20 protein-coding genes and 1 tRNA gene are annotated in these 23,039 nt (G+C 65.5%); 7 read left to right on the forward strand and 14 right to left on the reverse strand.

What is annotated here, in order from left to right:
• Nucleotides 1-44: 44 nt before the first annotated feature.
• The 5 genes from NMD1_RS11205 to NMD1_RS11225 form a co-directional block, all read right to left on the reverse strand.
• The gene (locus tag NMD1_RS11205) at nt 45-875 is read right to left on the reverse strand and encodes an alpha/beta fold hydrolase (RefSeq protein ID WP_125954860.1); all 831 of its coding nucleotides are present in this window, start codon (nt 873-875) and stop codon (nt 45-47) included.
• 286 nt (nt 876-1,161) lie between these two features.
• Nucleotides 1,162-1,707, reverse strand: coding sequence for a carboxymuconolactone decarboxylase family protein (locus NMD1_RS11210; protein ID WP_125954819.1), 546 nt, complete (start codon nt 1,705-1,707; stop codon nt 1,162-1,164).
• A gap of 347 nt (nt 1,708-2,054) precedes the next feature.
• Nucleotides 2,055-2,900: an aldo/keto reductase gene (locus tag NMD1_RS11215; protein WP_199558110.1), complete on the reverse strand. Its 846-nt coding sequence runs from the start codon at nt 2,898-2,900 to the stop codon at nt 2,055-2,057.
• Between the two features lie 11 nt (nt 2,901-2,911).
• Entirely contained in the window at nt 2,912-4,318 is a 1,407-nt protein-coding gene (locus NMD1_RS11220) for an aldehyde dehydrogenase family protein (protein ID WP_124807878.1), read from the reverse strand.
• Between the two features lie 146 nt (nt 4,319-4,464).
• A complete protein-coding gene (locus NMD1_RS11225; protein WP_158453944.1) occupies nt 4,465-4,848 on the reverse strand; it encodes a response regulator transcription factor in 384 nt (127 codons plus the stop codon).
• 138 nt (nt 4,849-4,986) lie between these two features.
• Here NMD1_RS11225 and NMD1_RS11230 point away from each other — a divergent pair, with 138 nt between their 5' ends.
• Nucleotides 4,987-5,727 carry a response regulator transcription factor gene (locus NMD1_RS11230; RefSeq protein WP_233497548.1) on the forward strand — a complete coding sequence of 247 codons (741 nt, stop codon included), beginning with the start codon at nt 4,987-4,989 and terminating at the stop codon, nt 5,725-5,727.
• Nucleotides 5,728-5,790: 63 nt separating this feature from the next.
• Here the strand turns inward: NMD1_RS11230 and NMD1_RS11235 are convergent, their stop codons facing one another.
• The 3 genes from NMD1_RS11235 to NMD1_RS11245 all read right to left on the reverse strand — a co-directional run bounded on the left by NMD1_RS11235 (nt 5,791) and on the right by NMD1_RS11245 (nt 9,663).
• Nucleotides 5,791-7,998 (reverse strand): TonB-dependent receptor, encoded by a 2,208-nt coding sequence (locus NMD1_RS11235; RefSeq protein ID WP_158453945.1) that lies wholly within the window; start codon nt 7,996-7,998, stop codon nt 5,791-5,793.
• Nucleotides 7,999-8,060: 62 nt separating this feature from the next.
• Nucleotides 8,061-8,780 carry a hypothetical protein gene (locus NMD1_RS11240; protein ID WP_125954822.1) on the reverse strand — a complete coding sequence of 240 codons (720 nt, stop codon included), beginning with the start codon at nt 8,778-8,780 and terminating at the stop codon, nt 8,061-8,063.
• Nucleotides 8,781-8,826: 46 nt separating this feature from the next.
• Nucleotides 8,827-9,663 carry an alpha/beta fold hydrolase gene (locus NMD1_RS11245; RefSeq protein WP_199558111.1) on the reverse strand — a complete coding sequence of 279 codons (837 nt, stop codon included), beginning with the start codon at nt 9,661-9,663 and terminating at the stop codon, nt 8,827-8,829.
• Between the two features lie 271 nt (nt 9,664-9,934).
• Between NMD1_RS11245 and NMD1_RS11250 the strand changes: the two genes are divergently transcribed.
• The 5 genes from NMD1_RS11250 to NMD1_RS11270 all read left to right on the forward strand — a co-directional run bounded on the left by NMD1_RS11250 (nt 9,935) and on the right by NMD1_RS11270 (nt 17,176).
• Nucleotides 9,935-12,295 (forward strand): PAS domain-containing protein, encoded by a 2,361-nt coding sequence (locus NMD1_RS11250; RefSeq protein ID WP_158453946.1) that lies wholly within the window; start codon nt 9,935-9,937, stop codon nt 12,293-12,295.
• 237 nt (nt 12,296-12,532) lie between these two features.
• Complete coding sequence (locus tag NMD1_RS11255) at nt 12,533-12,988, forward strand: (2Fe-2S)-binding protein (RefSeq protein WP_124807755.1); 456 nt, start codon at nt 12,533-12,535, stop codon at nt 12,986-12,988.
• Complete coding sequence (locus tag NMD1_RS11260) at nt 12,981-15,143, forward strand: xanthine dehydrogenase family protein molybdopterin-binding subunit (protein ID WP_199558112.1); 2,163 nt, start codon at nt 12,981-12,983, stop codon at nt 15,141-15,143. Before NMD1_RS11255 ends, NMD1_RS11260 begins: the two co-directional genes overlap by 8 nt.
• Nucleotides 15,140-16,471 carry a cytochrome c gene (locus NMD1_RS11265; protein WP_125954826.1) on the forward strand — a complete coding sequence of 444 codons (1,332 nt, stop codon included), beginning with the start codon at nt 15,140-15,142 and terminating at the stop codon, nt 16,469-16,471. The genes NMD1_RS11260 and NMD1_RS11265 overlap by 4 nt, the downstream gene beginning before the upstream one ends.
• Before the next feature lie 72 nt (nt 16,472-16,543).
• The gene (locus NMD1_RS11270; RefSeq protein ID WP_233497549.1) at nt 16,544-17,176 is read left to right on the forward strand and encodes a glutathione S-transferase N-terminal domain-containing protein; all 633 of its coding nucleotides are present in this window, start codon (nt 16,544-16,546) and stop codon (nt 17,174-17,176) included.
• Between the two features lie 297 nt (nt 17,177-17,473).
• Here the strand turns inward: NMD1_RS11270 and NMD1_RS11275 are convergent.
• The 5 genes from NMD1_RS11275 to infA all read right to left on the reverse strand — a co-directional run bounded on the left by NMD1_RS11275 (nt 17,474) and on the right by infA (nt 19,692).
• Nucleotides 17,474-17,549, reverse strand: a tRNA-Phe gene (locus NMD1_RS11275).
• A gap of 128 nt (nt 17,550-17,677) precedes the next feature.
• Nucleotides 17,678-17,860 carry a DNA gyrase inhibitor YacG gene (gene yacG, locus NMD1_RS11280; protein WP_124807752.1) on the reverse strand — a complete coding sequence of 61 codons (183 nt, stop codon included), beginning with the start codon at nt 17,858-17,860 and terminating at the stop codon, nt 17,678-17,680.
• Nucleotides 17,857-18,849 (reverse strand): ribonuclease, encoded by a 993-nt coding sequence (locus NMD1_RS11285; RefSeq protein WP_125954828.1) that lies wholly within the window; start codon nt 18,847-18,849, stop codon nt 17,857-17,859. The genes yacG and NMD1_RS11285 overlap by 4 nt, the downstream gene beginning before the upstream one ends.
• On the reverse strand, nt 18,842-19,447 hold the full coding sequence (locus tag NMD1_RS11290; RefSeq protein ID WP_125954829.1) for a Maf family nucleotide pyrophosphatase: 606 nt from the start codon (nt 19,445-19,447) through the stop codon (nt 18,842-18,844). Before NMD1_RS11290 ends, NMD1_RS11285 begins: the two co-directional genes overlap by 8 nt.
• A complete protein-coding gene (gene infA / locus NMD1_RS11295; protein WP_100866134.1) occupies nt 19,447-19,692 on the reverse strand; it encodes a translation initiation factor IF-1 in 246 nt (81 codons plus the stop codon). Before infA ends, NMD1_RS11290 begins: the two co-directional genes overlap by 1 nt.
• 209 nt (nt 19,693-19,901) lie before the next feature.
• On the opposite strand from infA, the gene uvrC reads away from it, so the two are divergent.
• The gene (uvrC, locus tag NMD1_RS11300; protein ID WP_124807749.1) at nt 19,902-21,839 is read left to right on the forward strand and encodes an excinuclease ABC subunit UvrC; all 1,938 of its coding nucleotides are present in this window, start codon (nt 19,902-19,904) and stop codon (nt 21,837-21,839) included.
• A 23-nt stretch (nt 21,840-21,862) separates the two neighbouring features.
• Here uvrC and NMD1_RS11305 read toward each other — a convergent pair whose 3' ends face one another.
• Nucleotides 21,863-23,026: a M23 family metallopeptidase gene (locus NMD1_RS11305; RefSeq protein WP_125954830.1), complete on the reverse strand. Its 1,164-nt coding sequence runs from the start codon at nt 23,024-23,026 to the stop codon at nt 21,863-21,865.
• Nucleotides 23,027-23,039 lie beyond the last annotated feature (13 nt).

Here is a 23,039-nt window from a genome sequence, read left to right on the forward strand (position 1 = left end):
CGTAATGAGAGCGGCCTTTCCGGCGCAGTGTTCCGGTTTCGGGATCAGGCCTTGATAAAGGCCAGCATATCGGGATTGAGCACATCGGCGTGAACCGTCAGCATGCCGTGCGGAAAGCCCGGGTACACCTTTAGCTGGCCCTTGCGCAGCAACTTGATGGCAAGCTGCGCGGAATCCGCGATCGGGACAATCTGATCGTCATCACCGTGCAGCACGAGCGTGGGAACGTCGATTGCCTGCAGGTCCTTGGTAAAATCGGTTTCCGAAAATGCCTCGATGCAATCGTAGTGCGCCTTGGCGCCGCCGATCATGCCTTGCCGCCACCAGTTCTGGATCGTGCCGGGATAAATTTTGGCCCCCGGGCGGTTGAAGCCGTAGAACGGGCCACTCGCCACATCGAGGTAGAACTGCGCGCGGTTGGCTGCAAGCGCGGTGCGAAATCCGTCGAATACCGACATCGGGGTGCCGCCGGGGTTCTTGGCAGACTGCACCATGATCGGCGGGACGGCCCCGACGAGAATGGCCTTGGCAACGCGTCCTGGCTTGGCGCGGGCGACGTAGCGCGCCGCTTCCCCGCCGCCGGTCGAATGACCGATATGCACAGCGTTGCGCAGATCCAGGTGATCAGTCAGCGCGATGACATCGGCCACGTAAGTGTCCATGTCGTTACCCGTATCGGTCTGGGTGGAGCGGCCGTGGCCGCGGCGGTCATGGGCGATCACCCGATAGCCCTGCGCCAGGAAGTAGAGCATCTGGGCGTCCCAGTCGTCCGCACTGAGCGGCCAGCCGTGGTGAAACACAATCGGCTGTGCGCCTTTCGGGCCCCAGTCCTTGAAGAAGATTTCCGTGCCGTCTGCGACCTTGATCGTTCCCATGGTCATGTGTCCTTTTGATGCGGCGTCTTGGAGTACGGCCGCCATTGCGGGATCAGGAAATAGCGCGAGCCCGAGTGAGAGGGCTGCCCCGCCTACCACCTGGCGACGGGAGAGTTCGAAATCGGATTGGCTCATGACGCGTCAGCCTTCGTGTTCCGTTGGAGCAAGTGCCGCGGCGGCGGCGTCCGCTGCGTGTAAACGAACCACACGATGCAGCCGCAGCGCAATCACACGCGAGTATAGGGCGGCTTTCGCCGTTCGTCCGCCGCCCTGGCCATGTACCTTTTCAGGCGGCTGCGCTGGCGGTGATCGCCGGAAAGTCGACGTCGGTCTGCGCCACGTTGTTGATGAGATTGGTGAGGAAGTTCTTGGCGACGTTGGCCACGATCTCCAGGATCTGGGCATCACCATAACCCGCCGCGCGCAGTTGCGCCAGGTCGTCATCGCCAACCTTGCCGCGCGTTTCCGCGACACGCCGGGCGAAATGCAGCGCGGCGGCAAGCTTGTCGTCCGCTGCCTCCCCGCGCTTTGCTGCCGCGATATCGGCCTCCGAGAGACGGGCGAAGGTGTGCCCGGTATAGGTATGGGCGGCGGTGCAGTATTCGCACCCGTTGACGGCCGCCGTGGCAAGGGCGATCCCTTCGCGGGTCTTCAGATCGAGCGTCTTGCCGAGCGCACCGTCGAAGGCGCCGTGGGCGGCAAGGACGGCCGGGCTGTTGGCCAGCACGGCAAAGAAGTTCGGGGTGAAGCCGAGCTGCTTGTGCACGGCATCGAGCGTCGGCTGGGCGGCTGCAGGGGCTTGGTCACGGCTGGTGATGGCAATGCGGGACATCTTCATTCTCCGTTGTGGGGAAGGTGGGTGGCCGGGGCGGTTTAGCGCCCCGGCTGGTGGAACTGTTCGGCCAAGGGTATGGCCGATGCCGGATGTCCGCCGGTGATCAAAATGGTGTTGCCGGCCGGGGCCATGGGCCTTGTTCCCGAATGTGGTGGCGCTGGGTTTACACCGCAGCAGGTCCGAACAGGGCCAGTCTGAACCGAACTGCAGGGGTGGAACAGGCCTGCGATGGTTTGTCTTTCCCGTCCCTTGGTAGGGGGAGCAGGCTGTAAGAAGCCTCTTCTGGAAAACGCGACGGCTTTCAGCCTCGCGGCTTGCGGCAACGCCAGTAATGGGTCCTTACCTTAGCGGTAAGTGGCCTCAAGCTTGGCGAACTCGTCGTCGCTCAGCACGATATCCAGTGCCCGAGCATTTTCTTCGAGGTGCGCCACGCTCCCGGTGCCCGGGATGGGCAAGATGACGGGACTGCGACGCAGCAGCCAGGCGAGGGCAATTTGGCCCGGCGTCGCCGCATGTGCCTGCGCGATAACGGCAAGGGCGGAACCGGGACCGGTCAGCGCCCCTGCCGCGAGCGGAAACCATGGAATGAATCCAATCGCGTGGCGCGTGCAATAATCCAGCACACTTTCGCTCGAGCGATCGGAAAGATTGAAGCGGTTCTGCACGGTCGCGACCGGAAAGACCCGTTGCGCCGCCTCGATCTCCGCAACTGTTACCTGACTGAGCCCGGCATGGCGGATGATCCCTTCGTCGATCATGGCACGAACGGCGCCAAACTGCTCGTCACGCGGTACGCTGGGATCAATCCGGTGCAGTTGCCACAGATCGATCTGCTCTACGCCAAGATGCGTCAGGCTCCTGCGCGCCTGGGCGATGAGATAGTCGGGATCGCCGTGCGGCATCCACGCATCGGGGCCGGGCCTGCGGAGCCCGGCCTTTGTGGCGATGTGCATGCCGGGGGCGTAAGGATGCAGGGCTTCACGGATCAGCGGTTCGGAAACATCCGGCCCGTAACTGTCCGCCGTATCGATCAGGTTGATGCCCAGTTCGGGCACCCGGCGGAGCGTGGCGAGGGCTGCTTCCCGGTCGGTGGGCTGCCCCCATATGCCTGGCCCGGTGAGACGCATGGCGCCGAAGCCTAGCCGGCTTACCTCAAGTTCGCCGCCGATCCGAAACGTTGTGTTGTCCATCGCCGATCCCCTCATTCCGCCAGAATGGCGTTGAGAACACGCAACTGGGTGACGTCTTCCATGCCCGGAAGGCCGTTCTGGAGACCTATGCCCGATTGCTTGGCGCCGCCGAACGGAACGTCCAGGGGCAGTGCCATGTGCTGGTTCACCCAGATGGTGCCGGTCTGGATGCGGCTGGCCACGGCCATGGCCCGGTCCGTGTCTGTACCCCAGATGGTGCCGCCCAACCCGAAGTCGCTGGCGTTTGCCGCGGCCACCGCTTCGTCCACATGCTCGTAGGCCAGGACCGGGAGAACCGGGCCGAACTGTTCCTCCTGAACCAGCCGCGCCTGCTCGGGCAGACCGGTGACGATTGCCGGGCGGATGAAGTAGCCCTGACCGGTGGCGTCGCCGCCGGTCAGGAATCGGCCGCCCTGCGCGCGGGCGGACGCGATCACGTCCAGCACCTTGTCGAACTGCATGCGGTTTTGCAGCGGACCCATGGTGGTGGAAGGGTCCATGCCATCGCCCAGAACCGCCGCAGCGGCCCGTTCGGCAAGGGCCGCTGCGAGATCGGCTGCATGCCGGCGCGGGGCGTAGACGCGCTTGGTGGCAAAGCAGACTTGGCCTGCATTGATGAAGGCTGCGGCAAAGATGCGGTCTGCAACCTTGGCGATGTCGGCATCGTCCAGCACGATGGCTGCGTCGTTGCCGCCGAGTTCCAGGGTAAAGCGCTTCAGCGTGTCGGCGGCCGACGCCAGCACCTTTTTGCCGGTCGGCGTCGAGCCGGTGAAGCTGACGTGGGCGACGTCGGGATGGCTGGTCAGCAGAGGGCCGAGGTCATTGGCATCCACCAAGGTCTGGAAGACGCCGGCGGGGAAAATTTCGGCAGCCAGCTGGCCGAGGAGAAGGGTCGAAAGCGGCGTGGTGGGGGCGGGCTTGGCGATCACCGTGTTCCCGGTAATCAGCGCCGGCCCAAGCTTGAACGAGAGCAGCGTCATCGGCCGGTTCCACGGCATGATAGCGACCAGCACCCCATGCGCGTAGCGTTGTTCGACGATGCGCTGTCCGGGAGTTTCGAGCAGCACGCGGTCGGCCAGAGACTGCGTGGCGAAGTGGGCGATGGCATCGCGCGCGCGGCCCACCTCGAAGCGGCAATCTGCAATCGGGCCGCCGCGTTCACGGGTCAGGGTTGCTGCAATGGAATCGAGGTTGGCGGTGATCGCCTCGGCAAACCGTTCAAGGTACGGCCTGCGGCCTTCGTAACCGAGGGCTTCCCAGGCGGGTTGAGCGCGCTTGGCGGCCTGTATGGCAGCTTCGGCCTGAGCGGCACTGGCGCGCGGCGACTGCGCGAAGGGCTGGGCCATCGTCGGATCGATGACGTTGATGGTATCGGTGCCGTCGACCAGTGCGCCGTCGATCAGGAGGTGGTAAGGCATGGGGCAATTCCTTGGTGGCGCCGCCGTTGGCGACGGGACGTCTTGGTCGCCACCATGATCGGGTGCCGGCATTCGGCACAGCTCTACCGTGGTATGCCCTGCTGCGCGCAAAGTCTCCGTGGCTGCCGCTGCGCGCGGGCGACGCGTCACATCATCCCGTTGCGAATGGATTTGATCGCGGCAACAAGCTGCTGGGGATTGAAAGGCTTGCGCAGGAAAAGGCGCACGCCGGCATTCCGGGCCTGCCGTTCGATCACCGGCGTGGCAAACGCGGTAATCATGATCGTGGGCATTCCAAAATCCCGCAGCGCATCGATCAGATCGAGTCCGGTCAGACCCGGCATCTGGAAGTCGGTGATGACGCAGAAGAAACTCGAGACATCGGCAGATTTAAGGAAATCGGTAGCTGACTTGAACGAAGCCGTGAGATAGCCGTGACTTTCCAGCATCCCTTCCAAAGCCTCACGCACGTCATCGTCATCGTCGACAATTCCGATTAGGGCCGGCATTTTCGGGGAAGGCCCAGGCACCAACATTGTCCTCTCGTTCGGGGCTGCTTGGCATTGCCAGGCCGGTGTTGCCGCTGGTGGTCATCGGCTACTTTGCGGCCAATTGATAGCAGTGTTGCGGCTGCATAGCTCTTGTTCTGTGGCTTCCCATACCGAGGTATGGGGCGCGGCGGCTGGCACTGCGGGCAAAGTCGATGTAGATTGGCGTCGCAATACAAGGCCGATCGGCCGGAAAGGCGATCCATGGCTACGGTCAGGGCAGCTCTCGTGCAGGAAGCATCGGCCCAGTTCACATCGCGGCAGCCGCTTGTCCTCGTCGTGGATGATGATCCCGACGTGCGCGCAAGCCTGCAGGACATGTTCGAATCCGTGAGCCTTGAAACGGCCGTGTTCGAATCCACCGCGGAGATGCTGCAGCATGGCATACCCGATCGGCCATGCTGCCTTGTGCTGGATTTGCGGCTGCCGGGCACCGGCGGACTCGAATTCCAGGCGCAGCTGAGGGAGATGAACCAGTTCGTGCCGATCGTGTTCATCACCGGTCACGCCGATGTCGCCACCTCCGTCAGGGCGATGAAGGCCGGTGCGATCGACTTCCTGCCAAAGCCCTTTCGTCAGCAGGAACTGCTCGACGTGGTGTCTCATGCGCTGCGGACCGAAGGTGAAAAGCACAGGGATGGCGGAGAGCGAAACACCGTGCGGCGGCTGGGCGAAAGCCTGACCCCGCGCGAAACGGATGTCTTGCGCGGGGTTGCGCGCGGCTTGCTCAACAAGCAAATCGCCTATGAACTCGGCATCACCGAAATCACGGTGAAGATGCATCGCTCAAGCGCGGGGCGCAAACTCAAGTCGATTTCGGTCGCCGATATGCTGCGCAAGATCGACCTGCTCGGCATCTAGGCGGACGCTGCCGATGGGGGGCACGGGTGCTTGGCCCTGCCGTGCCGGTAAGGGCTCCTGACCCTAAAGACGGAAGCCGAACTCCAACCCGAACGTGCGGGGCGGGGCCATGTTGCCGAGCGCACGGCTCGCGTCGAGATCGCCGGTGATGGAGATATTGGTGAATGCGCGCGTGTTCGTGAGATTGTCGACGAACGCGGTGGCCTGCCAGCGCCCATGCGCGGGGATCCACGTCGCGCGGGCTTTCAACCACCACCAGGCAGCCTGAGTGGCGCGCGCATCGCGAAAGGCGGTGAACCAGATCCGGTCCTGCCAGCTGGCATCGCCGCGCAGCCGCAGGATGGCGCCGCCACGCAGCGCAAAATCCCGTTCGGCATAGCCTAGTACGCGCCAGCGCGGCGCCTGGGGCAGCGGATTTCCGGCAAGGTCTTGCGTGCCGAGGCCGGGCTGCTTGGTGTTGATGGTGGCGTAGCGCGAAAAGCGCGCGTTCAGCCAGGTCGCCTGCGCTGCGAACCGGAACTGCGGCCCGCTCGCGCCGCGCAGACCCAGCTCCACGCCGTCGACCCTTGCGTTTGCCGCGTTGCGGATGAGCACGGAATTCGCGTCGACATCCTGCACCTGAAGGTCGCGGTAATCGTAGTGAAAAGCACTCGCTTCGATGTTCCAGTTCGGGCCGGCAAACCTGGCACCCAATTCATAGGACCAGATCTTTTCCGGGGCATACGGCGTGTTCTGCGCAGAGCCGAGGTTGAACCCGCCTGCCTTGTAGCCGCGCGTGGCCGAGGCGAAGATATGGCTGCGCCCCGAAAGCCTGTGGTCGATCACGGCCTTTGGTGTGAAGGACCGGAAATCGGCCGGAGCAAGGACCGAATTGTTCAGGGTCTGGAGGCCGGTGAAATCGAGCAGATTGCTCCCCTGGCGGCGTTCGCGCGTCCAGCGTCCGCCAACGGTGACTGTGGTGCGAGGCAAGATCGCGCCGCCAACCTCGCCAAACAGCGCATCGGCAAGGGTGCGCTGTTTGCCGTTGGCGCGCAGCAGGCAGCAGTCGGCACTGCCCGTGCCGCCCAGAAGCGCAACGAGGTAAGGGAAGAAGTACTCGTTGCGAACCGCATTGTGCTCGATGTAGTGCGAGGCGCCGAGCCAGTAAGTGAGCGTGGCCGAAGGCGCCGAGTGCAGCGCCAGGTCAATGCTCCATTGCCGGGCGTTTTCTTCCTTGTACTGGGTTTCGGCCAGCACGGTGCTGTTCGACAGATCGTCGAAGTTTTTCGGATGCGTCTGGCGATAGGCTGCCGTCGCGCTCAATATGGTGCCCCCCAGATCGAGCTCGGCCCGGGCCATCAGGCCCCAGTTCAGCGGCCGGTTGAACGGCAGCACGGACGAGGCGATGGTGCGCGCTCCGACCGGGCCGACGATGCCTTGCGCAAGGCGCGAGAGGAAGACGGGATTGTTGCCATAGCCCGGCCCGGCAAAGTGGAACACCACGGCGCGGTCATCAGCCCGGCTGACATCGGCGGAGAGGGCAAGTTTCAGATTGCTGCGGGCCTGCCAGTCCAGCCGCAGGCGGGCGCTCTGGTCGTGCTGGTCCTCGGCGCGATCAACGCGGTCCTTGCCGCTTGCATCGCGTCCGGTGATCAGCCGGGTGTAGCCGGCGTGATTGCTGCTCCCCACCGACAAGCGCATTGCCAGTCTGTCGGTCAGCGGGCCGGCAATGCTGGCGAAGGCATCGGCGCGGGCATAGTTGCCGAACGCCACGCGCCCGTCGGCCTGCCAGTCCTGCGCGGGGCCGCGGCTCACCAGATTGATCGCGCCCCCCGTGGCGTTGCGGCCATAGAGTGTGCCTTGCGGGCCTTTGAGGATTTCTATCCGGTCGAGATCGAACATCGCCGATGCCGCTGCGCTCGGCCTGCCAAGATAGACTCCATCGAGATTGACCGCGATGCTGCTGTCAAATCCGCCCAGGAAGGTGACCGCGCCGATCCCGCGCACGAAGATCTGGCTCTCGCCCTGATAGGCGGAAATCTGGAGGCTGGGTTCGATCATCGCCAGATCGGCAAACGAGCGGACCGAACGGGCCTGCAACTGCTGCCCGGTCAGAACGGTCAGGCTGGCGGGCACGGCGTCTGCGGGCAGCGGGCGGCGCAAGGCTGTCACGACGATGTGGGAGGTATCCGTCGCGGTAGCGCTACTGCCGGGATCGGTGGCGGATGCTGCCGAAGGCGCCGCGAAGAAGGCTGCGACGAACAAGCACGCGCCGAGAATCGTGTGCCGCATTCCGGGGTTTCTATCGGTAAATCGGTCGTACTGCCATGGTCGTTCCAATGGGCCGCGATGCATCAGCGCAGCACGATGTCGCCGAGATCGATCGACACGACGAGCGGCTCGGCCATCGGTTTGCCATCGGCCTGACGCGGATAGATGCGGCGGCGGGTGGGAAACCGGATGCCCTGCACTTCGACATAGTCTGTGGGATAGTGGGCGCCCGGCGTGTTCCCGGCGATCTCGACGTCGTAATCGTGGCGCCGCAGCAGGCCGTCATTGCCGATGTAAAGCGTCTGGTGCGTGCTGTGGGTGGCGATGTGCGTGGGAAATGTCACCGCGAGGCGGCGCCATTGCTCCCCGCTTTCCTCCCAGGGTTCGATTTCCTGCGCCGTAACTCCCGGCTCGGCCAGCAGGAAGGGAAGCGTCAGATAGGTCCACATCGCGCAGCCGGCAAAGTAGGCCAGCTGCAGTTCGGTCCACGGGGTTTCGAGCGTATGCCCGGCAAACGAGGCGCGCGGGTCGGCCAGTTCTTCCACCACGGTATCCGCGCCGGACACCAACGCAACCCGATGCGGCGCGAACGCGGACTTGCGCGCCGCATCGCCGAAGGGCGCGTGCGAGGCCTGTTGGCGGGTCAGGTCTATGGTCACCACGGTATCGTCCAGCACGCCGCCGACCCCCTTGAGCGGCCAAAGCGCACCGCCTTGCGCGAGCCGCGCGGAAAGCGTGGTGAAGCGCTTCCATTGGACCAGCCCGCCATGGGCGGCAACGGTTGCAGAAGCGAGGGGATCCATAGCATGTCCTTCATTCGGCAGGGGGCGGCAATCGTCCGCAGGCTGCTCAGTGTCCGTCGAGAAACAGGAGGAGATGGGCCAGAAACAGTTCGGGATACTGGAACTGTGCCGCATGGCCAGCATCGGGATAGAGGACGAGTTGCGCATCGGGCAGATGCTGCTGGAGATGGAACGAATTGATCGTTGGCAGCATCACGTCGAGGCTGCCATTGACGACCAGCGTCGGGCAGCTGATCGCCGCAAGATCGGCGAAGCGTTCGCCGTGGGGCACAAGCCAGTCCCGTCCGGCGGCCACTTGCGCCATGATCGTGGCCATGCCGCTGGGCGGATCGACATCTTCTGTTCGTTCATGCCGGCGCTGCCAGAATGCCGCCGCGGCCGCGCGGCCCGCTTCGGAATGGCCGAAAAACAGCCAGGCAAAGTCCTCGAGGTTGGCGTTGCCACTGGCTCGCTGTGCCACTTCGGCCTGATAGGGCGTAGGTTCGCCGCCGCGCGGGCTGGTGCCCAGCAGCGCCAGCTTGCGCAAGCGGTCGCCGTGCTGCTTGGCATACGCCTGCGCGACCATGCCGCCCATCGAGAAGCCGAGCAGATCGAACGTGGGAAGTTGGAGTGCATCGACGAATTCGGCGATGCATCCGGCCATGCCCTCGATCGTCGGTGGGGCGGTGCCCGTGGAACTGGCGACCCCGGCGTTGTTGACCAGGATGACCGGGCGTTTGCGGGCAAGGCCGTCGGTCAGCAAGGGGTCCCAGTGATCCATGCCTCCAGTGAAATGCTGGAGAAGCACGATGGGGTTTCCTCCTTCGTCGCCGAACCGACGATAGGCATAGCGCGTTTCGCCGACCACGACGTGCTGCGTCGGCGCTGTCTTGTGCTGGTTCAAGGGGTTCTCCTTTCGCGGAGAGCTTGAGCATGGCGGTTTGCGATAGCCAGACAGAACAAGGTAGGGGGAGGGCATACCAGCGCGCAGCCATCGCAGCCGAGCACCATATGGCTACAATGGTGTTCACGCACGGGCCGGGGATGCTTCCAGGCGGCTTCGTACTTGCTCAGGCGGCAATAGGGGTTTGACGTTAGGCTCATGCGCTGCGGCGGCTTGTCAGGCGCGAATAGCGATGGAATGACAGGCAGATTGGGCGATGGGACCGATTGGCATGACCGACCGCAAATACAGCTATCTCTGGCTGCCTGGCGCCTTCTTCATGGCATGGGTGGTGTTTTTCCTCGACCGGGCCTCTGCGAATAATCTGCCTGTTTCCATTCTCCATCTTGTCGTAGTCGCAGCGGCCCTTGCGGGCGGCGGGGAAATCGCGGTTCTCGTCGGAGCGCCTGTCTGCATGGCGCTGGCTTTCGCCGCCCGGCTTCTGGCGCAGGCGGATCCGGCGCCGCTTGCTGCCGCAGCGCAGGCGCTTTTCCCCTGCATCGCGATCGGTGTTGTCGCATTCCTGTTGCTAAGCCAACGACGCCTGCGCGCGGCGAGCGCGGAGGCAGACCGCCGCCGGGCCGAGATCGAACATTTCCTCAACTCGGTCCCGTTCGTGCTGTGGCGGTCCAACCCGCGGGGTGAGATCGAGTACCTCAACGAACACTGGACCCATGTAACCGGACTGGATCGCTCAAGCGTGCTGGCGAACGAGCGCTACAACGATGTCGTCCACCCCGATGACCTTCCCGCGCTTCATGCCGCGGTTCCCCATGCGGTCGCCACGCAGACCCTGACCGACCTCGAGATCCGCGTGCGCCAGGCCGACGGTTCGTATCGCTGGATGCAAATTTACGACAAGCCAGTCCGCTCACCCATCACCGGCGAGATCGAGCGCTTCGGCGGGCTTTCCGACGTACATCAAGAGGTAACCGCGAAGGAGGAACTGCAAAAGGTCCGCAACGAACTGGAAGAAAGCCAACGGGAATTGACAGTTTTTGCGGATTCGGTTCCCCAGTTGCTCTGGCGCTCGACGGCGGACGGGAAATGGGATTTTCTCAACCAGCGCTTCACCGAGATTACCGGCGTTGAACGAGAGGAAGGCATTGCCGGGCAAACCTGGCGCGAATGCGTCCATCCCGAGGATATCGGGCCATTGCGCCAGGTGCTGACGCGGTCACTGGAAACCGGCGAAGATATCGCCTGCCAGGTCCGTCTGCGGCACAAGGACGGCAGCTATCACTGGATGTCGATGGCACGTCGGGCGGTGCGGTCCGCCGAGACCGGCGAGATACTGCGCTTCTATGGCGGCGCGACGGACATCCACAACGAGGTGTTGGCCCAGCAGCGCGTCAACGACCTGATGGCCAACCTCGAACGCAGGGTCGCCGAGCGGACGGCCGAACTGCTGCGCACGGAAGCGCGCTATTCGAGTCTGTTCGACGTGGGCGGCATCAGCTTCGCCGAGATGGACTTCAGCCTGACCAAGCCCATCCTCGAACGCATCAAGGCGCAAGGCGTCCAGGATTTGCAGGCGTACTTCGACGAAAATCCGCAGGTTCTCGAGGAATGCCTGTCGAATATCAGGACCACGCGGGTCAATCGGGCGCTCGCCCAGATGATGGGCTATGCGGACCTTGCCGAACTGGCGGCCAACCCGCCCGCGCACAATGCCGAGGACGGCCGCGACGTCCTGATAAGCCAGCTCGAGATGGTCTATTACGATCAAGAGCATATTTCCGGGCAGACCGTGCTGATCGGCAAGGATTCCCGCCGGATACCCGTTCATTTCAACGTGAACCGGCTGTCGGACGACCTGCACCTGTCAAACCTCGTCGACCTTTCCGAACAGCAGCGGATCGAGGAGATGCGCCGCGCCGCGCAGGACGAACTGGCGCGGGCCAACCGCATTGCAACGGTGGGTGCCTATTCCGCCACCATCGCGCATGAACTGAACCAGCCCATCGCGTCGATGGCGATGGATGTGCAGACCACCGTGCGCTGGCTCACCGGGGAAACACCCAATCTTGAGGCGGCGATCCGTGGCATCGAGCGGCTGACCCGGACGGTTCACCGTGTTCAGGCGATTGTCGAGCACACGCGCGAGAGTCTTGCGCCGCGGCGCCGCGAATTGCGGCGCGTCGATATCAGCGCGCTGGCGCGGGCCACCTGTGGTCTGCTCGAAAGCGAGGTCAGGCGGGCAGAGGCGCAATTGGTGCTGCACTGCGATCCCGATCTTGCGCTCGTCCTCGCCGATCCGGTCGAGTTCCAGCAGGTGCTGGTCAATCTCATCACCAATGCGGCAGAGGCGATGCTGGCGGGGACCGATCCGCGGAAGATCACCGTCGAAATCTCGAACGCTTCCGAAGGCATCGCGGTTTCGGTGCGGGATACCGGTCCCGGTATCCCGGACGATATCCTCGACAAGCTGTTCGAACCGTTCTTTACCACCAAAGCGACCGGCATGGGGATGGGCCTGCAGGTCTGCCGCAACGCGGTGCAGGGCATGGGGGGGAACCTGCATGTGCGGAACGAGCCGGGCGGCGGCGCGGTATTCAGCTTTACGGTGCCCGGTATCGCTGCCCTGGACTGATGCCTGGCTGGGCGCAGTCGTGCCGCAGCAGCGCTCCAGACGCTGAGCTTCGGAATGTTTATGCACTTTGATCGTCTGGCCTTGCGCTTGCGGCAAGCGCCTTTGCAGGCGTGCGCCGGCGTCCTTTAAGGCTTCCACTCCCCGCTGCCCCTTTTTGCCGGCCAAAACCATACACAGGTAGGTCTGTCCGCGGCATCCGATCTGGCGTAACCTGCCCGAAAATCGGAGGAATCAGGCGTGACGACCATTAACGTGAACGGCCAGCAGCGTGAGGTCAAAGTCGATGCCGAAACACCGCTGCTTTGGGTGCTGCGCGACGATCTGGGGTTGACCGGCACCAAGTTCGGTTGTGGCATCGCGCAATGCGGCGCATGCACCGTTCATCTGGATGGCGCACCCGTCCGGTCCTGCCAATTGCCGGTGGGGGAGATTGGCAACAAGCCGGTCACGACCATCGAGGCGATCGGTACGACCCCGGCCGGCGCGCGCATCCAGAAGGCGTGGCTCGATCTGGACGTGATCCAGTGCGGTTACTGCCAGTCTGGCCAGATCATGTCGGCCGCGGCCCTGCTGGCCAGCAATCCGACGCCCGATGATGCCGCGATCGACGCCGCCATGGCTGGTAACATCTGCCGATGCGGAACCTATGTGCGTATCCGCGAGGGCATCAAGGAGGCGGCGCGTCATGGCTGATCCGGCTCTCTCGCGCCGACAGGTGCTGCGCGGCGCGTCGCTTGGCGCCGGTGCGCTGGTGCTTGGCCTTACCGTCCGGGGCGTTTCGGTGGTTGCGGCAACCGGCGCGGCCCCCGCCTCCGCAGCCTTCGCCCCCGACGCCTTCATCCGCCTGGCTGGGGACGGGAACGTAACCCTGGTGATGCCGCAGACCGAGATGGGGCAGGGCATCTACACCGCTTTGGCGATGCTGATCGCCGAGGAACTGGATGTCGCGCTTGAGGCGGTCAAGCTGGAAGAGGCGCCGGCCGACGACGCGCTCTACGGCAATCCGATCTTCAAGGTGCAGGCCACCGGCGGTTCGACATCGGTGCGCGGCTATTGGCCGGTCATGCGCAAGGCTGGCGCCAGCGCGCGCGCCATGCTGATCGCTGCGGCCGCGCGGCAATGGCATGTGCCGGCGGCGGAATGCCGCACCGAACCGGGTGAAGTCGTCCACCAGCCCAGCGGTCGACGCCTTGCCTATGCCGCGCTGGCCGCGCAGGCCGCGCGCGAGCCGGTGCCGGCCGATCCGCCGCTCAAGTCGCCAGAAACCTTCCGCCTTATCGGCCATTCGCAGCGACGCCTCGATACCGCGCACAAGGTCGATGGTTCGCTCCGCTACGGTATCGACGCAACGCCCGAAGGCGTGCGGTTCGCCTCGCTGGCCTGCGCTCCGGTGGTGGGCGGGAAGGTCGTGCGGGTCGATGATCGCCCGGCCAAGGCCCTGCCCGGCGTGCAGCAGGTGATCGTGCTTGATGATATGGTCGCGGTGGTGGCCGAAACCAGCTGGGCGGCGATGCGCGCGCTGGCAGCGATGGACATCACCTGGAACGATGGTCCCAATGCCGCACTGGGCACTGCCGACTTGTGGGCGGATCTGGAAAAGGCATCGCAAGCCGAGGCGCACGTCGCACTGGATACCGGCGCAGCGGCGAAATTGTCGGGCGATGGTGTGATCGAGGCGCACTACGCCTTGCCCCTCCTGGCCCATGCTCCGATGGAGCCGATGAACTGCACCGTCCACCTCACGTCCGGAAAATGCGAGGTCTGGGTCGGTACCCAGGTGATGACGATGACGCAGCGGGCTGCCGCGCAAGAGGCTGGCCTCAGTCCGGACCAGGTGACGGTCCATAACCATCTTATCGGTGGCGGCTTCGGTCGCCGTCTGGAGGTGGACGGGGTCCGCAAGGCCGTGCGTATCGCCAAACATGTCGATGGCCCGGTCAAGGTCGTCTGGAGCCGGGAAGAGGATGTAGCGCGGGCGCCCTATCGCTCGGTCTATGGCGCCTGGCTCAAGGCCAGGATCGCGAACGGCAAGGTCGAGGCCTGGTCGCATCGCGTTGTCGGCCCCAGCGTGGTCGCGCGCTGGCTGCCACCCGCCTACGACGGCAAAATTGATAGCGATGCCGTCGATGGCGCGGCCGAGACGCCCTACGACATGCCCGCCCTGCTCGTGGACTGGGTCCGCCACGAACCACGCGGCGTGTACACCGCGTTCTGGCGCGGCGTCGGACCGAACATGAACGTGTTCGCCACCGAAAGCTTCGTTGATCGCGTGGCGCGGGAAGCGGGGCAGGACCCGCTGGCCTTTCGCCGCAACCTGATCGGCAAACATCAACGCGCCCGCGCGGTGCTCGATCTGGCCGCGGAGAAGGCGGGCTGGGGCACGCCGCTGCCGGCCGGCGCGGGGCGTGGCATCAATCTGCAATACGTGTTCGGTACGTATCTTTGCACCGTGGCCGAAGTTGTCGTGGCCGAGGACGGCACGGTGGCGGTCAAGCGGTTGACCACGGCGGTGGACTGCGGATCGCCTGTCAATCCGGACGGCATCGTGTCCCAGATACAGGGCGGCATGGTATTTGGCCTTTCCGCCGCGCTCTATGGCCAGATCACCCTGGCGAACGGGCGGACGCAGGAAAGCAATTTTCACGATTACCGCGTCGTCCGCATCGACGAGATGCCGCAGATCGAGGTCCATATCGTACCCAGCGCCGAGGCGCCCGGCGGGATCGGCGAACCTGGCACGGTCACCGTCCAGGGCGCGCTCAACAACGCCATCTACGCCGCAACGGGCATCCAGCTCAGCCGGATGCCCGTCGATCCCTCCCTGCTAAGCAAGAGCGCCTGGCGATGAAAGGCACCCGCAAAACGATCTTCCTTGGCGCGATTGCGGCGCTTGCCATCGCGGGTGGACTTGCCTGGTGGCAAGTGGCCTTGCCGGGGCCGCTGGCGTTCGCGGGCGGCCGTCAGGTCGATCTGGCCACCTACCGCGGACGGTCGCCCACCGGGGTTCCATCCGAACTGGCGTCGGCTGATCCGCTCACGAAGGGCCGCTATCTTACCGAGGCCGCCGATTGTCAGGCCTGCCACACCGCCAAGGGTGGCAAGCCATTTGCCGGCGGGCGGGCGTTCAAGCTGCCGTTCGGCACGATCTACACCCCCAACATCACGCCCGACCGGGAGACCGGTATAGGGGCCTGGAGCGATGCCGAATTCGTGCGCGCCGTGCACAAGGGCATCGGCCGCGATGGCCAGCGGCTCTACCCGGCATTCCCCTACGCATCCTACGCCATGCTGACCGATGACGATGTGCTGGCGATCCGTCGCTATCTCGCCAGTCTGGCGCCGGTGCGGCAGGCAAACTTGCCCAACACTTTTAGCTTCCCCTTCAACCAGCGCTGGCTGATGGCGATCTGGGGAGCCCTGTTCAACCGCGAACCGGTATTCCGTCCGGTCGCCGATCGCGATGCCCAGTGGAATCGCGGCGCCTATCTGGTCGAAGCGGCCGGCCATTGCGGCGAATGCCACACGCCGCGCACGCTGATGCAGGCCATGAACACCCGGCAGAAGTTCGCCGGCGGCGCCGCCGAAGGCTGGAACGCCTACAACATCACCGGCGATCAGGTGAGCGGCATCGGGGCGTGGTCGTCGGACGACCTCGTCAGCTATCTTGCGCGCGGGCATGCGCCGCAACGCGGTGTCGCCTCCGGTCCGATGGCCGAGGTGGTTGCATTGAGCACCGGGCGGCTGACACCTTCGGACGTTGCCGCGATCGCGGCTTATCTGCGGACCATTCCCTCCATTCGCAGCTCTGGCCTGCCCGCGATGGCCGGGCCGGCCAACCCCGTCGCTTCGCAAGGCCCGACGGGCAATCCTCACGGCAAGCGCGTGTTCGAGCAGGCTTGCGTCAGTTGCCACGCGTGGAGCGGCAAGGGAGCCGTCAGTCCTTTCCAGCAGTTGACCGGTATCCGGGCCGTCAACGATCGCACCGGCACCAATGTCGCGCTGATGGTGCTGAACGGCGGTGGTTCGGCGCATTCGCCCGGTCCCTACATGCCGGCCTTCCATGCCGCCTATTCGGACGCGGAGATCGCGGCGGTTGCCAACTACGTTACCGCCCGGTTCGGGACGCAGGCTTCGAATCTGACCGCGGCGAGCGTGCGGGAACTGCGAGAGCAGTGAGAGGGATCGCCCTGCCTTGATACATGTGCCGAATGCCGGAGCGGCGTTGCTGGAATGAAAGCGAAGCCCGCGATGAAGCTGTTTACCCATCCCGGCGCAAGTTCGCTCTCCGTCCATATCCTGCTGCGGGAGATCGGCGCGTCTTTCGCGCTTGAAGTGGTCGACGTATCGCTGAAGCGCCGACCGGACGGTTCGGATTATCGCGCCATCGCCCCCCGCGGGATGGTGCCGCTGCTCCTGCTTGAAGACGATACATGGCTGACCGAGAACATCGTGATCGCCCAATATCTATGCGAACGGTTCGGCCGCGACGATCTGCTTCCCGCCGCCGGCACGATGGAGCGCTACCGGGTGCTCGAATGGCAGAGCTTCACCGCCGCCGAATTGCATAAGAGCTTCGTACCGCTGCGCTGGCCGCTTGACGAACGCGCGCGCGCCGTTGCGCTGGAGCGGATCGAGGGCCGTCTTGCGCAGGCCGAGCGCGATCTTGTTGGCCCCTTTCTGACCGGGGCAACGTTTACCGCCGCGGATGCCTATTTCTTCGTGATCGCCAGCTGGACGCGGTATTTCAAAATTTCCCTGGCGCCCTTTCCCCGCATCGCCGCGCTGCTTCGCCTTGTCGGCCGGCGGCCTTCAGTCGCGGCGGCCATCGGGGCCGAAGGGCAGGGCCTTGTCACGATCGACGAGACCATCCCTCTGCCTTAGGTTTCGCGCGCGATTAGGGTGTCCAAGAGCGGGGTCGCCCCGCCGCCTGGCGAAGTTCGATCAGGACATGCATCAGTGCGCAGTGGCGCCACTTGAGGCTTCGCGTTGCGGATTGCGGTGTCCGTCAGTGCCATTGGGGGCACGCCTTTCGCCGGTTTCAAAGTGGCCCCCAAGGTGGCCCCCAGAATCACCCGCTTACGGGCGTGCAAAGGCGGACATCAGCGGTTAGGCCGACGCAGAATATGGCTGATTTCTGCCGTTTTTTCAAGCTTTGGCGGGGTTTGGCGAACAGGCCAATGGTGCCCGGGGACGGAGTCGAACCGCCGACACCGTGATTTTCAGTCACGTGCTCTACCAACTGAGCTACCCGGGCATCGCTGCGGACTTTCCCTCGAGAGGGTGTCTGGCGAATGGAAGCGCGCCTATGGCGAAGCGCGGCTGGCTTGTCCAGCCCTGATTTGCACTTTTCACCTCTATCTGCCGAACGCCGGCGGGGACAGTTCAATCCTGCGCATCGGGATCGGCCGGCGGGCCGGGGAGGGCATAGCCATCGTCCAGCCATTGCACCAGATCGCGATCGCGGCAGCGGGTGGAACAGAACGGCGCGTGGGCTTCCACGCGGGGCTTGCCGCAGATCGGGCAGCGGCGTTGCCCGTTCACGCGGGGAGAGGGTTTGAGGGTCATGCCGCGACTGCCTGCGCGAATCCGCCGTTGAGAGCAAGACCCGCGTCTTCGTGCCAGCGCACGATGCGCCCGGTGCGGCGGACCAGTTCGGCTTCCCATTCCGCCGGCATGGCCCTTCGGAGCGCCGGAGCGGCGGTCAGCAGCAGCACGCCGGGATCGGGGACCCGTTCTGCCTGGCGCAGCAGGGCGCGCAGCGTGGCACCGGCGGGGTGCCGGGCGCAGCGTGCGACCAGCGAGGGCCGTTCGAGCCGGGCGACGAGCTGGACGAAGCCGAAGCCGTTCATGGCGGTGCGTTCGCCCTTCCATCCGGCCAGCGCTTCGGCGAGAGCGGCATCGACGGCAAGGCGGTCCTTCCGGTCCGCCAGCGTCGGGAAATCGATGCCGATCGATCCGCCGATGTCCAGCCGCGCGAGGGCGGCGGCAATCGCGGGGACGGCGGCGCGGGCCAGCATTGGCGGCGGCAGTGTGCCGTCGATGTCGATCAGCGTCATCGCGGGCGTGGGGCTGACGAGGAGGCTGCCGCCGGCAAAGGCGATCTCGCCGCCTTGCGCCTGTTCGACCAGTTCGTGCCAGCCGGCTTCGTCAAAGGTGCGGTCCGTGACCGGCACCGAACGGACCGGCAGGGGGCCGGCGTGCAGGTTTTCCAGCAGGCTGGGTGCAGGGGAGGGCGCGGCGTCCGCAGCGGCGGCGCGTGCCTGCGGCAGCTTGGTGCGGCCTTTTTCCGCGATCGCGGCGCGGGTTATGCGCAGCAGCACCGTCGCGCCTTCCGTGACCGCCGGATCGAGGCCATCGACCAGCGCTTCACCGCCATCGGCGAACCGCGCGATCCCGCGCCGGGCGCCCTTGTGCTTCACGATCACCTGGGCCGGTCCGATGAATCCGGGGCGCAGCATTTCGCCCCAGTCGACGCGCGCGGCGATGATTTCGCCCCGGTCCACAAGGATCGCGCGTTCTTCGCCGATCCCGGCCTCGTGCAGCCATTCAGCCAAGCGGAAAGCCCGCGCGGCGCAGCAACAGGCGGGTTTCGTAGAGCGGCAGGCCCATCACCCCGGAGTGGCTGCCGGAAAGCCACAGGCACAGCCCTTCCGCGCTGCCCTGGATGGCATAGCCGCCTGCCTTGCCGCGCCATTCGCCGCTCGCGATGTAGCCGTCGGTTTCTTCCTGCGTGAAGCGCTTGAAGCGGACGATCGTCTCGCTCAGCGCCTCGTGCAGGGTTCCGTCAGGCGTGACGGCGGCGACGGCCGAGAACACGCGATGGCGGCGGCCGGATAGCAGCGCCAGGCAGGCGCGCGCGGTGGCTTCGTCTTCCGCCTTGGGCAGAATGCGTCGGCCCGCGCCCACCACGGTATCGCCCGCCAGCACCAGCGCGCCGGGCGCCAATGCGGCGGCGGCGCGCGCCTTTTCCGCGGCGAGGCGGACTGCGTGGGGGCGGGGCAGTTCGCCCTTGCCCGGTGTTTCGTCGATGTCGGTGGCCAGCACCCTGTCGGGCGTCACGCCCAGCCGTGCCAGCAGTTCGAGGCGGCGCGGGCTGGCGGAGGCCAGGACCAGGGGCGGCAGCGGGGAAGGCGGCGTCGGTACGCCGGCCATCAGTAGGGGCCGGGGCCGCCCCGGCCGGGCATGAAGCGGTAGGTGATCCGGCCCTTGGTCAGGTCATAGGGCGTCAGTTCCACGAGCACTTCGTCGCCCACCAGTACGCGGATGCGGTTCTTGCGCATCTTGCCGGCGGTGTGGCCCAGGATCTCGTGATCGTTTTCAAGGCGCACGCGGAACATCGCGTTCGGCAGCAGTTCCACCACCGTGCCGCGCATTTCGAGGAGTTCTTCTTTCGCCATCGGCGCTTTCGGATGCCTTTTCGCTTGGTTGCGTGTGTCGCAAGCTTGTCGGAAACAGTCCCGCGCGGCGCGCCCATAGCGTCCCGCGAGCAAAAAGGGAAGCCCATGCCGACGCCGTCAGGCGGCGCGGGTGGATGTGCCCGGTTTGTCCACCGCGCGCAGCGGCAGGCATCTCCCCAAAGCGGAGGACAGCGCTTATCTGGACCACCATGGCCCGCGGCTCCGTTCCCCCTGACCGGCAATCGTCCGAACGCTTCCACGAGGATAAGGCGACCTACGCGCTGCGCGGGTCGGACCAGCCGGATATCGACAAGGGCGTGGAGACCATTCGCGAGGTGGTGCGCACGCTGCCGGCCAAACCCGGCGTCTATCGCATGCACGATGCGCGCGGGGATGTGCTTTACGTGGGCAAGGCGCGGGTGCTGCGGAACCGCGTCACCAACTATACCCAGGTGGAACGCCTGCCCAACCGCCTGCGGCGCATGGTGAGCCAGACCCGGTCGATGACGATTGTCACGACCAATTCGGAAGCGGAGGCGCTGCTGCTGGAAGCGCAGCTCATCAAGCGCTTCCGCCCGCCGTACAACGTGCTGCTGCGCGACGACAAATCGTTTCCGTTCATCCTGCTGCGCACCGACCACGCGTTTCCGCGCATCATGAAGCATCGCGGCGCGCGCAAGGCGAAGGGGAACTACTATGGCCCCTTCGCCAGCGCCGGATCGGTCAACACCACGATCAACGCGCTGCAGAAGCTGTTCCTGCTGCGCTCGTGCAACGACGGCTTCATGGCGCGACGCGACCGGCCGTGCCTGCTCTACCAGATCAAGCGTTGTTCGGCGCCGTGCGTGGGGCGGGTCAGCGAGGACGACTATGCCGATCTGGTGCGGCAGGCGCGCGATTTCCTGGGGGGCAAGTCGTCCGCCGTGCAGCGCGAGATCGAAGGGCAGATGGCGCAGGCTTCCGAAGCGCTGGACTTCGAGCGGGCGGCGATGCTGCGCGACCGCTTGCGCGCGGCCACGTTTATCCAGGGCAGCCAGGCGATCAACGCGGAAGGCGTGGGCAACGCCGATGTCTTCGCCATGGCGGCGAAGGGCGGGCATATCGGCATCCAGGCCTTCTTCATCCGGGGCGGGCAGAACTGGGGCCACCGCGCGTTCTTCCCCAGCCACACCGAAGGGCTGGAGGAAGCCGAGGTGCTCACCAGCTTCCTCGCCCAGTTCTACGAGGAAGTGCCGCCGCCCCGCCTGATCCTGGTCGACCGGGCGTTGCCGGAAGCCGATCTGCTGGCGGAGGCTTTGCAGGAGGCCGCCGGCGGCAAGGTCGAGATTTCAGTGCCGCAGCGCGGCGACCGGCGGCGGCTGATGGAGCAGGCCAGCCGCAACGCGGTGGAAGCGCTGGAGCGGCGTCTGGCCGAAACCGGCACCAAGGCGAAGATCAACCGCGAGATGGCGGAGTTTCTGGAATTGCCCGAGGTGCCGCAGCGCATCGAGATCTACGACAACAGCCATATCCAGGGCACTAACGCGCTGGGGGCGATGGTCGTGGCGGGGCCGGACGGCTTCCTCAACAGCCAGTACCGCAAATGGAACATCAAGGCGGCGCAATCCAACGACGACTTCGCGATGATGCGCGAGGTCTTCCGCCGCCGTTTCGCCCGGGCGCAGGAAGAAGACCCGGATCGCGAAAGCGGGGTCTGGCCCGATCTGGTCCTGATCGACGGCGGCAAGGGGCAGATGAGCGCGGTGCGCGAGACGCTGGAGGAACTCGGCATCGACGACGTGCCGCTGATCGCCATCGCCAAGGGGCCGCACCACGGCCGCGAAGGGCGGGAAGTGTTCCATTTCGCGGACGGGCGGGAGAAGACGCTGCCCGTCAATTCACCCGTGCTGTTCCACTTGCAGCGTCTGCGTGACGAGGTGCACCGCTTCGCCATCGGCGCGCACCGCGAAAAGCGCAGCCGCGCGATCACGGCCAGCCCGCTCGACGAAATCCCCGGCATCGGCCCGGCGCGGAAGCGGGCGCTGCTGCTGCACTTCGGCACGGCGGGAAAGGTGCGCGCGGCCAGCCTGGAGGATCTGCAGCGCGCGCCCGGCGTCAGCTCAGCGGTGGCCCAGACCGTGTACGATTTCTACCACCCGAACGGATAACCGGCCGAACGCATAGCGCGCGTTCAGGGAAAGCTGACGACCGCGTTGTTGTCGGGAAATTCGGCGGCAACGGCATGGGGCAGGCCCGATGTTTTCCAGGCGGCCTTTCCATCCAGCACGGCCGGATCGCTGGCCGCGCCCGCCATGGTGAAACGGGCAATGGCATAGGGCAGGCCTTCCGCACCGAGCGCGGATGGAGCGTCCATCAACTGGAAATGCAGGTGCGGCGCATCGGAATTGCCCGAATTGCCCAGCTTGGCCAGTACTTGCCCGGTATGCACGGCCTCTCCCGGATGGACGAGAACGCTCCCCGGCTGAAGGTGGCCGTAGAGGGCGTAAGCGCCGTTCCCCAGGTCAAGGATCACGGTGTTGCCGCTGATCGTCTCCACCGTCGGACGACGGCCTTCCTGCGGGTTGGCGCCGGCGTTCTCCGGCAGATCGTTGATGATCGAGACCACCCTGGCATCCGCCACTGCGAGCACGGGCGCACCGTAGCCCGGATAGCTTTCGTTGCGGCCCGGGTCACCCGCGAGGAAGCGACCCTTGTTGTCGAGCCGGACCCAGTCGATCGCGAAGCGCTGCGCCAGATGCGCCCGCCCGTTGATCGCGTTCCACGAACGCCGGTGATCGGGCGCGGCCAGACCGTTGGCGGCCAGCCAGCCGTCGCCGGCAAGTGGCGGGGCGATCACCACGGCCGGCGCGTCGACCGGAGTGGCCGGGCCGGTCAGCGACCGTTCGATCGTCTTTCCATCGGGCAGTGTCAGCGAGAAAGTCAGGCGCTGGCCCAGGCGCGCCGGCACTTTTGCGCCGACGGGAAGCGCAAGATCGATGAACACCACGCCGGTCCGCCCGCCGGCCAGCGTACGTTCGGTGCCGGGCGTGGGTTCCGGGCCGATAGTGCCGATCATCGCGGCCAGATCGGCCGGAGCATAGTGGGCCAGTACCGTTCCCGCTTCGTCGAGCAGGTCCAGTGCCGCCAGATCGATCGGCGCCGTGTGAAAGTTGGTGACGCGCAGTTCGTAAAGCAGCCGCGCGCGGCCATCGGTCACCACCGGCGCGGGTGCTTTGGGTATCGCCACATCGACGGGAAAGCCCGATAGCGCGGGGGCCTCTGCCATGGCGGCGGAACCGCCGGTGGGCAGCGGAGCAAATGCCAGCATGGCGAGGATGGGATAAGGCAGTTTCATCCCGCCATGCTCG

It is taken from the genome of Novosphingobium sp. MD-1 (assembly GCF_001014975.1).
Classification (GTDB): Bacteria; Pseudomonadota; Alphaproteobacteria; order Sphingomonadales; family Sphingomonadaceae; genus Novosphingobium.